Source organism: Pseudomonas sp. B21-041 (assembly GCF_024748675.1).
Taxonomy (GTDB): Bacteria; Pseudomonadota; Gammaproteobacteria; order Pseudomonadales; family Pseudomonadaceae; genus Aquipseudomonas; species Aquipseudomonas neuropathica.
In genome coordinates this window covers 3523202-3538076 of record NZ_CP087175.1, presented here as the reverse complement: position 1 = coordinate 3538076, position 14875 = coordinate 3523202, and the positions used below count along the sequence as shown (strand labels likewise).

General features: G+C 58.8%; 17 protein-coding genes. 14 read left to right on the top strand and 3 right to left on the bottom strand.

What is annotated here, in order from left to right; translation table 11 throughout:
- Nucleotides 1-96: 96 nt before the first annotated feature.
- From LOY43_RS15725 to LOY43_RS15700, 6 genes are all read left to right on the top strand, one after another.
- A complete protein-coding gene (locus tag LOY43_RS15725; RefSeq protein ID WP_258708338.1) occupies nt 97-1098 on the top strand; it encodes an ATP-binding protein in 1002 nt (333 codons plus the stop codon).
- 53 nt (nt 1099-1151) lie between these two features.
- Nucleotides 1152-1763 (top strand): vWA domain-containing protein, encoded by a 612-nt coding sequence (locus LOY43_RS15720; RefSeq protein ID WP_408980844.1) that lies wholly within the window; start codon nt 1152-1154, stop codon nt 1761-1763.
- Nucleotides 1764-1938: 175 nt separating this feature from the next.
- Nucleotides 1939-3585 (top strand): phospholipase D-like domain-containing protein, encoded by a 1647-nt coding sequence (locus tag LOY43_RS15715; RefSeq protein ID WP_258708337.1) that lies wholly within the window; start codon nt 1939-1941, stop codon nt 3583-3585.
- A 391-nt stretch (nt 3586-3976) separates the two neighbouring features.
- Nucleotides 3977-5536 carry a TerC family protein gene (locus LOY43_RS15710; RefSeq protein WP_258708336.1) on the top strand — a complete coding sequence of 520 codons (1560 nt, stop codon included), beginning with the start codon at nt 3977-3979 and terminating at the stop codon, nt 5534-5536.
- A gap of 294 nt (nt 5537-5830) precedes the next feature.
- Nucleotides 5831-6079 carry a type II toxin-antitoxin system Phd/YefM family antitoxin gene (locus tag LOY43_RS15705; protein ID WP_038368375.1) on the top strand — a complete coding sequence of 83 codons (249 nt, stop codon included), beginning with the start codon at nt 5831-5833 and terminating at the stop codon, nt 6077-6079.
- Nucleotides 6069-6350 (top strand): type II toxin-antitoxin system RelE/ParE family toxin, encoded by a 282-nt coding sequence (locus LOY43_RS15700; protein ID WP_150692275.1) that lies wholly within the window; start codon nt 6069-6071, stop codon nt 6348-6350. The genes LOY43_RS15705 and LOY43_RS15700 overlap by 11 nt, the downstream gene beginning before the upstream one ends.
- A gap of 28 nt (nt 6351-6378) precedes the next feature.
- Here LOY43_RS15700 and LOY43_RS15695 read toward each other — a convergent pair whose 3' ends face one another.
- Together LOY43_RS15695 and LOY43_RS15690 are read right to left on the bottom strand one after the other, a co-directional pair.
- The gene (locus LOY43_RS15695; protein ID WP_258708335.1) at nt 6379-6810 is read right to left on the bottom strand and encodes a co-chaperone YbbN; all 432 of its coding nucleotides are present in this window, start codon (nt 6808-6810) and stop codon (nt 6379-6381) included.
- Nucleotides 6811-6902: 92 nt separating this feature from the next.
- Complete coding sequence (locus LOY43_RS15690; protein ID WP_258708334.1) at nt 6903-7310, bottom strand: hypothetical protein; 408 nt, start codon at nt 7308-7310, stop codon at nt 6903-6905.
- Nucleotides 7311-7734: 424 nt separating this feature from the next.
- On the opposite strand from LOY43_RS15690, the gene LOY43_RS15685 reads away from it, so the two are divergent.
- From LOY43_RS15685 to LOY43_RS15650, 8 genes are all read left to right on the top strand, one after another.
- Complete coding sequence (locus LOY43_RS15685) at nt 7735-8583, top strand: transporter substrate-binding domain-containing protein (protein WP_258708333.1); 849 nt, start codon at nt 7735-7737, stop codon at nt 8581-8583.
- 51 nt (nt 8584-8634) lie between these two features.
- Entirely contained in the window at nt 8635-9297 is a 663-nt protein-coding gene (locus tag LOY43_RS15680; RefSeq protein WP_003225455.1) for an amino acid ABC transporter permease, read from the top strand.
- A gap of 9 nt (nt 9298-9306) precedes the next feature.
- Nucleotides 9307-9969, top strand: coding sequence for an amino acid ABC transporter permease (locus LOY43_RS15675; RefSeq protein ID WP_095047813.1), 663 nt, complete (start codon nt 9307-9309; stop codon nt 9967-9969).
- Complete coding sequence (locus LOY43_RS15670; RefSeq protein WP_258708332.1) at nt 9966-10757, top strand: amino acid ABC transporter ATP-binding protein; 792 nt, start codon at nt 9966-9968, stop codon at nt 10755-10757. Before LOY43_RS15675 ends, LOY43_RS15670 begins: the two co-directional genes overlap by 4 nt.
- Before the next feature lie 30 nt (nt 10758-10787).
- Nucleotides 10788-11177, top strand: a complete 390-nt coding sequence (locus tag LOY43_RS15665; protein WP_007912330.1) for a RidA family protein — start codon at nt 10788-10790, stop codon at nt 11175-11177.
- Nucleotides 11178-11306: 129 nt separating this feature from the next.
- Complete coding sequence (locus LOY43_RS15660; RefSeq protein WP_095047811.1) at nt 11307-12071, top strand: IclR family transcriptional regulator; 765 nt, start codon at nt 11307-11309, stop codon at nt 12069-12071.
- Between the two features lie 39 nt (nt 12072-12110).
- Entirely contained in the window at nt 12111-13325 is a 1215-nt protein-coding gene (locus LOY43_RS15655) for an amino acid deaminase (RefSeq protein WP_258708331.1), read from the top strand.
- A gap of 157 nt (nt 13326-13482) precedes the next feature.
- A complete protein-coding gene (locus tag LOY43_RS15650) occupies nt 13483-14418 on the top strand; it encodes a sugar kinase (protein WP_258708330.1) in 936 nt (311 codons plus the stop codon).
- A gap of 130 nt (nt 14419-14548) precedes the next feature.
- Here LOY43_RS15650 and LOY43_RS15645 read toward each other — a convergent pair whose 3' ends face one another.
- Nucleotides 14549-14824, bottom strand: a complete 276-nt coding sequence (locus LOY43_RS15645) for a peptidylprolyl isomerase (RefSeq protein ID WP_007912322.1) — start codon at nt 14822-14824, stop codon at nt 14549-14551.
- Nucleotides 14825-14875 lie beyond the last annotated feature (51 nt).

Below are 14875 nucleotides of genomic sequence, written 5' to 3'. Positions count from 1 at the left end.
TCCCTCTCCCCCTGGGTGAGGGCTAGGGTGAGGGCCACCCCGACTGACACACCACAACACTCAAGCACACCCAAGACCACGACAGAGAAAACCCAAATGACCGACACCCCGCATTTCCCGCTCTCCGCCGTGGTCGGCGCCGATGACCTCAAGCTCGCCCTGTGCCTCACCGCCATCGACCCGAAAATCGGCGGCGTGCTGATCGAAGGCCCGCGCGGCATGGCCAAATCCACCCTGGCCCGGGGCCTGGCCGATCTGCTCGCCAGCGGTCAATTCGTCACCTTGCCGCTGGGCGCCACCGAAGAACGTCTGGTCGGTACCCTCGACCTTGACGCTGCCCTCAGCGAGGGCCGCGCACAATTCTCACCAGGTGTGCTGGCCAAGGCTGACGGCGGCGTACTCTACGTCGATGAAGTCAATCTGCTGCCCGATCACCTCGTCGATCTGCTGCTCGACGTTGCCGCCAGCGGCACCAATCTGATCGAGCGCGACGGCATTTCCCATCGGCATTCGGCGAAGTTCGTGCTGATCGGCACGATGAACCCGGAAGAGGGCGAGTTGCGTCCGCAACTGCTCGACCGCTTTGGCCTGAACGTCGCCCTCAGTGGCCACACGGCACCGACCGAACGCGGACAGATCATCCGTCGGCGACTGGATTTCGACAGCGACCCGCAAGCGTTCTGCGCACAGTGGCAAGCCGAGCAGCAAGCCTTGCGTGCGCGTTGCGAAAACGCTCGTCGTGCCCTGGCCGATATTCCGCTGGATGATGCCGCACTGGCGCAGATCACCGAGCGTTGTTTCGCCGCCGGGGTTGATGGTCTGCGTGCCGACCTGGTCTGGTTGCGCGCCGCACGTGCCCACGCAGCGTGGCGCGGAGCTGAGGTGATTGACGCAGAGGATATCGACGCTGTCGCCGAGTTTGCCCTGCGCCATCGGCGCCGTGAGCAAGCGCCATCGAATCCGCCGCAACCGGCCCAGTCGCCGGCCACGACTCAGGCATCACCGAGTGAAGGGCAGGGCCAGTGGGGCGACATGCCGGCGCCTGCGCTCGCCACCGGCACCCGCCGTGAAGTGCCGAGCTGGCCAAAAAAGCTTTAGGCATTCGCCCCCGATCCGACGCGGGGGCGAATGCCAGACCCCGCACCGGTCGGCTGGACAACGGACGCCAAGGCAAGCGCCATAAGGCGCGCAGCGGTACGGTGAATTGGCCGGGTTCGTTACTCAACGGGCGGCCTCGAACGCGCGAAGATCTGCTGTTCCAACTGCGCACGCGCTCACCGCATGAATTGTGGCTGGTGATCGTCGATGCCTCCGCCTCGACCCGCCGCCATCAGGCCTTGAGCGATGCCAAAGGTTTGCTCGCGCAGTTGTTCGATGATGCTTACCGGCAACGGGCGCGACTCGCATTGTTGACGGCCAGTGGCTCGGTGCCGAAATGGCAGGTGCAGGGATTGAAGGCGTCCAGCGGCTTGCGGGTGTGGCTGGAAGCTTTGGGTGCAGGCGGTGGCACGCCGTTGCTGGCGGCGCTGGAGCAGGCCGGGCAGTGGCTGACAGTGCGGCGCAAGCGCTTTCCTGCCGAGCAGCAACGCTTGCTGGTGGTGACCGATGGGCGTCTGAAACAGTGGGCGGGATTACCGGCGCTGGGGTGTCCGGGGTTGCTGATCGATATCGAGCGTGGGCCGATCCGGTTGGGCCGGGCCAAGGATTTGGCGACGGCGCTGGATGCGCAGTATCGACATATCGATGAACTGATTTCCCTCTGATACTTTCTGTGTCTGGTCGGGCCTCATCGCGAGCAGGCTCACTCCTACAGGGGAACGCATTCCAAATGTAGGAGTGAGCCTGCTCGCGATTGCATCGACCCGGTCTAGAGCCGAACACTCAAAACCCGCATCACTGCTCTATGCTGCACCCAGCCCCAATCACAAGGAGTGAGCGATGCGCGTTGTGGTCAAAAACCCTCAGAACGATTTCCGTGTAAAGGCCTACGCCGGCACCAACGGCGTGCTGCTGGCCATGGATCTGGCCGAATCCCGGCGCAAAGGCCTGTTGGGTTTCGCCATCGAAAAGCAGCAGGGCGCCAAACCCTGGTTGTTCCTGTTCAACAGCCTGACCTTCCCTGGCAAGGCGCATACCTTCCCCCAGTTCCACGCCACCCCAAGCGATAAAGCCCCGCTGCAGAAATTTCGCTGGGCCGATTACGCGGTCAATCCGGGCATGACCCTTCACTATCGCGTGCATCTGGCCTACGGCACCGCGGATGCCGTGCAGTTGGGAGAGTCGTTGGAACTGACTTTGACCTCCGATGACGGTCACCCGAGCAATCAAAGCGTGATATTCAACCGTGCGGTCGCCGCCAGTCAGGCATTCCAGCGCAAGTTTCCCGATCTCGACGCGCAGATCAGCGCCAACAAAAACATGCCCATCGAAGCCTGGCCCGATGCGCCGCGGCAATGGTTGGAAAACGGCTTGCTCACACGATTGCTCGGGTTTATCGAGCGTGCGGTCGATGGTCAGTGGGCGCTGGATATCGCGATTTACGAGTATCAGTTGCAGGCAATCGTCGATGCGGTGAACGCGGCGTTCATGCGTGGCGTAAAGGTGCGGGTGCTGTATCACGCCCGGCCCGATGATGAAGACACCACGATCAACGAAGCGAGCCTGGCGGCACTGCCTCCCGCGAGCAAACGCGGGCGAGTGACCCACAATATCTTTCACAACAAATTCATGGTCCTCAGCCGCGTTGATGCCAGCGGCACTCATCAGCCTGAAGCGGTTTTATGTGGCAGCACCAATTTCACCGCCAACGGAGTTTATCGTCAGGCCAACGTGGTGCATGTGCTGGACGATGCATCGATTGCCGCCAGTTATCTGCAGACGTTCGAGCAGATCTGGGCGCAGCCGGATGATATCGGCGTTACCCGTGACTGGATTACCGAACACAACCCGATGAATCCGCAGCAACCTTTGTTCGCCGGGTTCTCGCCGCGCACCGGCGGGGCCGATCTGCAGGCGTTCGTGCAGATCATCAGCGCGGCGAAAAAAGACGTGCTGTTCGTCACCGCGTTCTCGCTGCCGGACGCGATTCTTAACGCGTTACTCGGCCAGCCCCACGACGACATTTTGCGTTATGGCCTGCAGAACACTGCCAGCCGAATCACCGGTTTTCACGCCGACCGCAGCGCCGAATTCGCCGCCACCGCATTGCTCAACACCGGGCTGGAAGGCTGGCTGCGCGAGAACATGAAAGGCCAGAAAGGCAATCTGCTGGTGCACACCAAAGCCGTGGTCACCGACTTCACCACGGACACACCAACGATCATCAGCGGCAGCCACAACCTCAGCGCTTCAGCGAGCAATGGCAACGACGAAAACTACCTGATCATTCGTGGCGACACCGATCTGGCGGATCGTTACGGGCTGGAGCTGCTGCGGTTTTATGAGCATTACCGCTTTCGCTATTTCGCGAAAAAACTGGCGTTGAAGCAAGTGAGTCCGTTGGCGGTGGATGACCGTTGGACGAATGACTATTACATCGAAGGGGATTTGCGGCAGTTGTCCCGGCTGCGTTTTGCCGGACGCTGACACCGTACTGTAGGAGCTGCCGAAGGCTGCGATCTTTTGACTTTCGAATTAGAAAACATGATCAAAGGATCGTCCGATCGCGGCCCGAACCTTCGGCAGCTCCTACAGTGGGTTTCGGTGTGGATTACAGATTTTGAAATGATTTGCCGCTGTAGGAAATGTTCCCAAAGCCTGTACGCTCCAAGGCCATTTTTCATTCAGGATTTGCATGAACACCCTCTCGGAGCCTCCCAGTCGCACCTTCCCCTCGCGCCATGGCGCGGTCTTGACGCACTCGCAGCATCCGGTTTTCCGACATCCGACTATCGTTGCTAACGCGGCCCTAAAGCCTTCGCGTTGCGCTTTGCCGTGTCCGGCAGCCTGAATTCATCGAGAGAGATAGAGACGTTTTATGGAATGGTTAGCGGATCCCACGGCCTGGTTAGGCTTGTTGACTTTGATCGTGCTGGAACTGGTGCTGGGTATCGACAACCTGGTGTTCATTGCAATTCTGGCAGACAAGCTGCCACCGCATCAGCGTGACCGCGCGCGGATTATTGGCCTGTCGCTGGCGCTGATCATGCGCCTTGGCCTGTTGGCGAGTATTTCCTGGCTGGTCACCCTCACGCAGCCATTGTTCGAGGTGTTCGACAAGAGTTTCTCTGGTCGCGACCTGATCATGTTGTTCGGTGGTGTGTTCCTGCTGTTCAAGGCCACCATGGAATTGCACGAGCGCCTTGAAGGCCACATCGGTGAGCGCACGACCAACGCCGCTTATGCCTTGTTCTGGCCGATCGTTGCGCAGATTGTGGTGCTCGATGCAGTGTTCTCCCTCGATGCGGTGATCACCGCCGTCGGCATGGTCGATGAGTTGGCGGTGATGATGATCGCGGTGATCATCTCGATCGGCTTGATGATTGTCGCCAGCAAGCCGCTGACGCGCTTCGTCAACGCGCACCCGACGGTGATCATGCTGTGTCTGGGCTTCCTGATGATGATCGGTTTTGCCCTGACGGCCGAAGGTCTGGGCTTCCACATTCCGAAAGGTTATCTGTACGCCGCCATCGGTTTCTCGATTCTGATCGAGGTGTTCAACCAGATCGCCCGGGCTCGCCGCAAGCGTTCGATGCAGGGTTTGCGGCCGATACGCGAGCGTACGGCTCACGCGGTCATGCGCCTGCTGGGCGGACGCAAACTGGCGGCGGAAGAGGTTGGCGAGGAGATCTCTGACCTGCTTGACGACGGTGACGCGCCAAGCGCGGAACTGTTCGATCGTCGCGAGCGGGTGATGATCAGCGGCGTACTGCAACTGGCGGAACGTCCGATTCGTGGGCTGATGACCGTGCGTGCCGATGTCGACACCCTTGATCTGGCCGATGACCGCGAGGCGATTCGTACCCGCTTGATGCACTCGTCCTATTCGCGTCTGCCATTGATTCGCAACGGTGCGGTGGATGAGCCGTTGGGCTTCGTGCACAAGAAGGAACTGCTCAAGGAATATCTGGCCGGCACCGAACCGAATCTGGAGCATTTGGCGCGCAAGACCATCAATCTGCTCGACAGTTATTCGATCCTCAACGCGCTGGAGCAGATGCGCGCTGCGTCGACGCACATTGCTTTTGTGGTCAACGAATTCGGTGATTTTGTCGGCGTGTTGACCATGACCGACATCCTTGAGTCGATTGCCGGTGAGCTGCCGGACGCCAGCGAAATCGAAGGCCCGGACGTGGTCGAGGAGCAGGGCGGGTTTATCGTCAGTGGTGCGTTGAACCTGGCGCGAGTGCGACAACGTACCGGGTTTGGTGCGCAGCCGACCGAGGATTATCAGACCATGGCCGGATTGGTGATGAGCCTGCTGGATCGATTGCCGGTGATCGGTGACCGTCTGGAGCTGGAGGGCTGGCAGATGACGGTCAAAGCGGTGGAAGAACGGCGGGTGACGCGGGTGTTGTTGGTGCGTGCTGCCGCGTAACACTCGAGTTCTCCGGCGACTGTACTGGCCACTTCGCGAGCAGGCTCGCTCCCACACTGGAACGCGTTTCAAATGTGGGAGCGAGCCTGCTCGCGAATGCTTGGGTTCAGGCACCGCAGTATCACTGATGAAAAGTGTAGCGATCCTTCCTGTTCCCACCCAAGTGCGAGAAATATCTGACGGACAACGCAGAAACGTCGTTGGAAATCACGTGGTATCGTCAAATGGATCGAAGTTAAGAACTTCAGGGGTGCTATTTTAGGTGCTGTTAAAAGTACTTCAGGGAGCACCTTAATGGCACACATCGTTCTTTCTCACGTAGTAGCGAGTATTTCCGAATTGAAAAAAAATCCGATGGGCACCGTAGCTGCAGGAGGTGGACGCTCTGTAGCGATTCTCAACCGAAATGAACCAGCGTTTTATTGCGTACCTGCCAAAGAGTACGAGGCAATGATGACGCGTCTTGATGATCTGGAGTTGATCGCGCTTTGCAAGGAGCGAGAAAACGACCCCACCATCAAGGTCTCAATAGATGACCTATGAGCTGGAGTTTTCTGAAAAGGCCTGGAAAGAATGGGAGAAGCTGGGCGCAGGTCTACGAGATCAGTTCAAGAAAAAACTAGCGGAGCGGCTGCTTAATCCACATGTACCGGCGGATCGGCTAAAAGGCCTGGGTAACGCATACAAAATAAAGCTGCGAAGCGCCGGATATCGCTTGGTGTATCGCGTCAAGGATGAAGTGTTGGTTGTCACGGTGATAGCCGTAGGCAAGCGAGAGCGAAGCCAAATATATACAGAGGCTGCCAAGCGTTGAAATACGTGCTTCGGAACCTACAGCCTGTTCAGCACTGACTCCGCAAGCGCGCACGTGCAACGGTGCGCAAAGTGCGAAGTGTCTGACGCAGCCAAGACAGATCATGCAAGCGTTTATGCGGAGCTGCGGGCGCTTTGGTCTTGCCGATATGTTCGGCGAAATCCCGTGCGAGGGTTTCTTCGGTGCCGATGCCTTTGAGTTTTTTCACCAGTCTACCGTTCTTGTAAAACAGCACGGTGGGCGTGCCGGTGACCAGCGGATGGCGCGGGGACTCGCGGGTATTGAGCATGTAGATATTGGCGCGATGCCGGTATGGCTCGGCCGTCTGGCGAAAAATCGGCCCGGCCCATTCGCAGGCGGGGCAATGTTCGTTGGCGAAATACAGGATGACCGGACGCCAGGTTTTCAGTGTTTTTTGATAGGTGGCCGGCAAGGTTGCGAAAGGGATTGTCGAGTTCATTGAAACTCCTCTCGGAATACAGCGCTGGTGCGTTCACGGTAAAAAGCGAGCTGTCACGATGTGAAAGAACGCTCGCTTTTAATAGCGTTGGCTCAGAGCAACTTGGATAGCGTGATATCGCCGAAGTAAGAGCCGAGTTGATCAAATGTGCCATCATTGGATTCAGCTGTGACTTTGAACGCGAGAGTCGCAAGCGGCGCAGTGAAGATTTGCCATTTGAGTGTCCATTCCTGCTGTTGCCCGCCGACCTCAAGGTAAACCGGATCTCCTGTCGGAATGGGCTGAACAGTGATGCGGCCAGCATAACCACGTAGTGTTTTCATTCTTGCAAACACCATAAATAGCCCGCCACCTTCGTTACCCAGCTTAACGTCCTGACTGATGGAGTCAGGTGTGGCGATAATGCAGTGACCATTCACATAACTGACGTTTGTTGGATTGGTTGCGGTCCAGTGATCGCCTTGATTCGCAAAATCACCATTTTCAATCAGATTGGCCATTTCAAAAGTCCTTATTGAGATTTTGAATTCGATTCCTGACCCGTTCGGTCCAAACCAGTAGGCCTATCAATTCACCGGTCAACAACTGTCAACTCTGACAGGTCGAGCCGCAAATCCGATGAACGGTTACCTGTGCTCAGTCCATTTTTCAAGTCCGATTCATTGCTCTATGTGTGCATCAATTGGTCGCGCACATGCCCTTGAATGTGACGTTACTTCCCAATTTGTTGCCCTCAGTAGCAATGGTCAAACCTCTACTGGCAATAGTCGCGCGCAGATCCTCGGGCTAACTTGTTGAACCGATTAATGTTTCCGAAGACCTGGGTTTTATTGCCAAAGCTATGGCACACTTTCTGCTGTCTATTCCGTAGTAACAAACCGTGTTCCGTTATAACGGAATAAACACAATTCTGGAGTGCTTGCCATGCATCGCCGTCCTTCGTTGTTCAAAGCGTGTGTTCTTGTTCTTGCGGCTTCGTCCGCTGTCATGGGTATGGCCCAGGCAGCCGACAGCAAGCTCGACAGTGTTCTGGCCCGTGGCAAGTTGATTGTCGGCACTGGCAGCACCAATGCGCCGTGGCACTTTCAGGGCGCGGACGGCAAGTTGCAGGGGTTTGATATCGACATCGCCAGGATGGTGGCCAAAGGTCTGTTCAACGACCCGAGCAAGGTCGAATTCGTCGTGCAGTCGTCCGATGCGCGAATTCCCAATCTGCTCACCGACAAAGTCGACATGAGCTGCCAGTTCATCACCGTCACCGCCAGCCGTGCGCAGCAAGTGGCGTTCACGCTGCCGTACTACCGCGAAGGCGTCGGCCTGCTGCTGCCGAACAACAGCAAGTACAAGGAAATCGAAGACCTGCAAGCCGCCGGCGACAGCGTCACCGTGGCGGTGCTGCAAAACGTCTACGCCGAAGAGCTGGTGCATCAAGCATTGCCAAAAGCCAAGGTCGATCAGTACGACAGCGTCGACCTGATGTACCAGGCCGTGAACTCCGGCCGCGCCGATGCCGCCGCCACTGACCAGTCCTCGGTCAAATACCTGATGGTGCAGAATCCTGGCCGCTACCGCAGCCCGACCTATGCGTGGAGCCCACAGACTTACGCGTGCGCAGTCAAACGAGGCGATCAGGATTGGCTGAACTTCGTTAACACCGCACTGCATGAAGCGATGACCGGCGTTGAATTCCCGACCTACGCCGCCTCGTTCAAACAATGGTTCGGTATTGATCTGCCGTCGCCCGCCATCGGTTTCCCTGTCGAATTCAAATGATCCCGTGAGAGTGGGGCGATTAAAGTCGCCCCGCTCAAGGTACTGCTGACCATGAACTATCAGTTGAACTTTGCCGCCGTGTGGCGCGATTTCGACACCTTGCTGGCGGGGCTCGGTCTGGGCCTTGAACTGGCCTTGGTGTCGATCGCCATCGGCTGCGTGATCGGCCTGCTGATGGCGTTTGCCTTGCTCTCCAAGCATCGCGCCTTGCGGGTGCTGGCTTCGGTGTACGTCACGGTGGTGCGTAACACGCCGATTCTGGTGTTGATTCTGTTGATCTACTTTGCGTTGCCGAGTCTCGGGATTCGTCTGGACAAGATTCCGTCGTTCATCATCACGCTGTCGTTGTATGCCGGGGCGTACCTGACCGAAGTGTTCCGTGGTGGCTTGCTGAGTATCCCCAAAGGCCAGCGCGAGGCCGGGCTGGCCATCGGACTCGGTGAATGGCAGGTCAAGGCCTACGTCACCGTGCCGGTAATGCTGCGCAATGTGCTGCCGGCGCTGTCGAACAATTTCATTTCGCTGTTCAAGGACACCTCGCTGGCCGCCGCGATTGCGGTGCCGGAGCTGACCTATTACGCGCGCAAGATCAACGTCGAAAGCTACCGGGTAATCGAAACCTGGCTGGTGACCACGGCGTTGTATGTCGCGGCCTGTTACCTCATTGCCATGCTGCTGCGATACCTGGAGCAGCGTCTGGCGATCCGCCGATAGGAGGCTGCGATGTACGAATCTCCCAGTTGGTTACATGAATTGTGGGTCGCGCGTGAGCCGTTGTGGCAGGGCTTTCTGACCAGCGTGCAAGTGTCGGCACTGGCGATTCTGCTCGGCACGATGCTCGGCGTGGTCACCGGTCTGGTGCTGACCTACGGCAAATTCTGGATGCGCGCGCCGTTTCGTTTTTACGTCGACCTGATTCGTGGCACGCCGGTGTTTGTGTTGGTGCTGGCCTGTTTCTACATGGCGCCGGCACTCGGTTGGCAGATCAGCGCATTTCAGGCCGGGGCCTTGGGCCTGACGCTGTTTTGCGGTTCCCACGTCGCCGAGATTGTTCGCGGTGCATTGCAAGCTTTGCCGCGCGGGCAGATGGAAGCGAGCAAGGCCATCGGCCTGACGTTCTACCAATCGCTCGGCTACGTGCTATTGCCTCAGGCGCTGCGGCAGATCCTGCCGACCTGGGTCAACTCGTCCACGGAAATCGTCAAGGCGTCGACCTTGCTCTCGGTGATCGGCGTCGCCGAATTGCTCCTCAGCACCCAACAGATCATCGCCCGGAACTTCATGACCCTGGAGTTCTACCTGTTCGCCGGTTTTCTGTTCTTCGTCATCAACTACGGCATCGAATTACTCGGCCGGCACATTGAAAAGCGGGTGGCCTTGCCATGACTCAAGCTCAAGTTTCCCCTCAGACTCAGGCGTTGCTGGACATCCGCGGCCTGCACAAACAGTACGGCGCAGTCGAAGTGCTCAAAGGTGTCGATCTGAGCCTGCAGCGCGGCAACGTGGTGACGCTGATCGGCTCCAGCGGCTCGGGTAAAACCACGCTGCTGCGTTGCGTGAACATGCTCGAAGAATTCCAGGGCGGGCAGATCCTGCTCGATGGCGAATCCATCGGCTATGACGAGGTCAACGGCAAGCGTGTGCGGCATGCGGAAAAACTCATCGCCCGCCATCGTGCGATGACCGGCATGGCGTTCCAGCAATTCAACCTGTTCCCGCATTTGACCGCATTGCAGAACGTCACCCTGGGCCTGCTCAAGGTGAAGAAAATGCATAAGGATGAAGCTGTGGCGCTCGCCGAGAAATGGCTGGAGCGCGTCGGCTTGCTGGAGCGGCGCAATCACTTTCCCGGTCAGTTGTCCGGCGGTCAGCAACAGCGCGTGGCGATTGCCCGGGCGATTGCGATGAACCCGAGCCTGATGCTCTTCGATGAGGTCACTTCGGCTCTCGACCCGGAGCTGGTTGGCGAAGTGCTCAACGTGATCAAGGGCCTGGCCGAAGACGGCATGACCATGCTGCTGGTGACGCACGAGATGCGTTTCGCCTTCGAGGTCTCGGACAAGATCGTTTTCATGAATCAGGGGCGGATCGAAGAGCAGGGGCCTCCCAAGGAACTGTTCGAACGCCCGCAATCGCCGCGTCTGGCTGAGTTTCTGAAAAATACGCGGTTTTAATCTTACGTTTTCACATCAGGAGAAACACCCATGAGCATTACGCGTTACGGCACCGGCAGCACCGCCGCTGGCGGCCAGCCACGTCCCTTCGCTCGCGCCGTTGAAGCGGATGGCTGGCTGCATGTGTCCGGCCAGGTACCGGCGGTGGATGGCGAGATTATTGTGGGCGGTATCGTCGAGCAGACCCATCAGACCATGAAAAACCTGATCGCGATTCTCGAAGAGGCCGGGTATGGCCTGGAAGACGTGGTGCGCGCTGGCGTGTGGCTGGATGATCCGCGGGATTTCAGCAGTTTCAACAAGGTCTTTGGCGAGTACTTCAAGCCTGAGCACGCACCGGCGCGCGCCTGTGTGCAGGCGAGCATGATGGTTGATTGCAAGGTCGAGATCGATTGCATCGCGTACAAGAAAAAGGCCTGATACACCGCGGCTCTTGTAGGAGCTGCCGAAGGCTGCGATCTTTTGGCATTTTTGGATGCGCCAGAAAGGCAAGATCAAAAGATCGCAGCCTGCGGCAGCTCCTACAGGGAATATTGGGTGAGTAATGACATGACCGAAGACACCATCAAACGCCGGGCCCGCGGTCTGGACCGGGCGTTCGATATTCTCGATTTCCTCAAGGAAATCGGCCAGCCGCTGCGCCCCAACGACATCGCCAACGGCATCGGCAGCCCGAAATCCACGGTTTACGAACTGGTCGCTTCATTACTCGAACGACGGATTCTGGAGCCGGTGGGCAAGGACGGTCATGTCTACCTGGGCCGGCAGTTATACTTCCTCGGTCAGGCACATTTGCGTCATTTCGACCTCAGCCGCGAGGCCGATCATGCCTTGCAGGAGATCGTCAGCCAGACCCGTGAAACCGCGCAGATGTGTCTGCTCAACGGGCGTAAATACACCGTGGCACTGATGAAGGAGGGCGAGCGGCATTTCCGCATTTCCTCCGACATCGGTGAAAACGCCCCCATCCCGTGGACCGCTTCCGGGCGCCTGCTGCTTGCGCATTTAAGCGATCAACAAATCATCGACCTGATCGACGAAAACGACTTCATCCTGCCCGACGGCGAGCGCCTGCCGCTGGAGCGTTTTCTGGCGGAAATCCGTCAGGCCGGCATCGATGGTTTCTTCTCCTTCGACAGTGTTGCCGACACCTTTACCCATTGCTTCGCCGCGCCGGTCAAAGACCCGCAAGGCGTGGCCATTTGCACCTTGTGCATCGTCGCGCCACGGGCCGATGCGAAAAACAATTACAACGACTATCGCCGGGTGCTGATCGAGAGCGCCAACAGCCTCGCCCGGCGCATCAACGAATAACGGCGGCTGGCTGCAGCCGCGAATGTGAGGAGTTCGACCATGACCACTGCCATCAATACTGCTGGAGAAAAGGGCGACGCTGCCATCGGCGCGCACCTGGTACGTGACGTCAGCCTGCCGGCGCTGGTGCTGCATCGTGCAGCGCTGGAGCACAACATCCACTGGATGCAGAAATTTGTCAGCGACAGCGGCGCGGAACTGGCGCCCCACGGCAAAACCAGCATGACCCCGGCACTGTTCAAGCGTCAGCTCGACGCCGGCGCGTGGGGCATCACCCTCGCCAGCGCGACCCAGACCCGGGCGGCTTATGCCCATGGCGTGCGTCGGGTGCTGATGGCCAACCAATTGGTCGGCACGCCGAACATGGCGTTGATTGCCGACCTGCTCGCCGATCCGTCATTCGATTTCTATTGCATGGTCGATCACCCGGACAACGTCGCTGATCTCGGCGCGTACTTCGCCTCGCGCGGGGTGAAGCTCAACGTGATGATCGAGTACGGCGTGGTCGGCGGGCGTTGCGGTTGCCGCAGCGAGCAGGAAGTCATTGAGCTGGCCAAGGCAATCAGCGCGCAACCGGCGCTGGCCCTGACCGGCATCGAAGGTTACGAAGGGGTGATCCACGGCGATCACGCCGTCAGCGGCATTCGTGAATTTGCCGCGTCGCTGGTGCGCCTGGCGGTGCAGTTGCAGGACAGCGGCGAATTCGCCATCGGCAAGCCGATCATCACCGCCTCGGGTTCGGCCTGGTATGACCTGATTGCCGAGTCGTTTGAAGCGCAAAACGCCGCTGGGCGTTTCCTCAGCGTGTTGCGCCCGGGCAGCTACGTGGCCCACGACCATGGCATCTACAAAGAGGCGCAGTGCTGCGTACTCGACCGTCGCAGCGATCTGCACGAAGGTTTGCGTCCGGCGCTGGAAGTCTGGGCGCACGTGCAGTCGCTGCCCGAGCCGGGTTTTGCGGTGATCGCACTGGGCAAGCGTGATGTCGCGTTCGATGCCGGTTTGCCGGTGCCGTTGCTGCGCTACAAGGCGGGCGTAGTGCCGGCGCTGGGCGAGGATGTCGGTGCGTGCAAGGTCACGGCGGTGATGGATCAGCACGCGTTCATGACGGTGGCGCCGGGCGTTGAGTTGCGCGTGGGCGACATCATTTCCTTTGGTACGTCGCACCCGTGCCTGACGTTCGACAAGTGGCGTGTGGGGTTGTTGGTGGATGAGCAGTTGTCGGTGATCGAGAGCATGGAGACTTGTTTCTAAGGCTTCAGACCGAGTTGCGGTCAATCGCTGGCAAGCCAGCTCCCACAGGGTTCAGTGTTGATTACAAAATCTGTGAGCGACATGAATCCTTGTGGGAGCTGGCTTGCCAGCGATGAGGCCCGCCCAGACACCCGCGAATCAACAGAGACACCACAAGATGAACACCCTCAGCCCCCTGGGCCCGAACATTCCACGCATCGCCCTGATCGGCGAATGCATGATCGAACTGCAGCAACGCGCCGACGGTAGCCTGCAACAAAGCTTCGGCGGCGACACCCTGAACACGGCGGTGTATCTGTCCCGCGCCATGGGCGAGAAGGCGCAGGTCGATTACGTCACCGCACTGGGCGATGACAGTTTCAGCGACGCCATGTGCCAGATCTGGACCAGCGAAGGCATCGGCCTGGATCTGGTGCAACGTCTGCCGGGTCGCCTGCCGGGCCTGTATTGCATCCAGACCGATGCCAGCGGCGAGCGGCGTTTTCTCTACTGGCGCAACGAAGCGGCAGTTCGCGACTGTTTCACCACCCCGGCCGCCGCGCCGATTCTGGCGGCGTTGCCGGATTACGATGTGCTGTATTTCAGCGGCATTACCCTGGCTGTGCTCGGTGCGTTGGGCCGGGAAAAACTTATCCAGACTTTGATCGAAGCGCGGCAGCGGGATGCGCGCATCGTCTTCGATAACAACTACCGGCCACGCCTTTGGGCCTCGGTAGAAGACGCGCGGGCGGCTTATCGCAACGTATTGCCGTACGTTGATCTGGCGTTGTTGACGGTGGATGACGAACAGGCACTGTTCGGTTTTGCCGATTGCGCGGCAGTGTTTGCCGCTTATGCGCAGTTCGGCACGCCGGAAGTGGTGCTCAAGCGTGGCGCCGAAGCTTGTTTGATTCAGTGTGATGGTGAAGCGTTCGAAGTGCCGGCGCAGAAGGTCGAGAAGGTGGTGGACACCACGGCGGCGGGGGATTCGTTCAGTGCGGCGTATCTGGCCAGTCGATTGCTGGGCGGCAGTCCGGTGGAGGCTGCCGAGGCCGGGCATCTGCTGGCCAGCAAGGTGATTCAGGTGCCGGGGGCACTGATTCCCAGAACCTGAAATGCAACACCTGTAGGAGCTGCCGAAGGCTCGGGCCGCGATCGGACGATCTTTTGATCTTGATGTTAAAAAACAAGATCAAAAGATCGCAGCCTCGTTTCACTCGACAGCTCCTACAGGGCTGCAGTGTTTAATCGCGGTAAAACACCTGCACTAGGTGATAACCAAACTTGCTCTTGATCGGCCCATGCACGGTGCGCAGCGGCTTTTTGAAAATCACCGCATCAATCGCCCCGACCATCTGCCCCGGCCGCACTTCACCCAGATCGCCGCCACGCTTGCCGGACGGGCAGGTCGAGAATTTCTTCGCCAGCACATCGAACGCTTCACCCTTGGCGATGCGTTGTTTGAGCTGTTCGGCCTCTTCGGCGGTTTTCACCAGAATGTGGCGGGCTTGGGCTTTCATCGTGCGATACCTGATAACGGGGTGAAGGCGGGTCGCGGATTATGCCTCAAG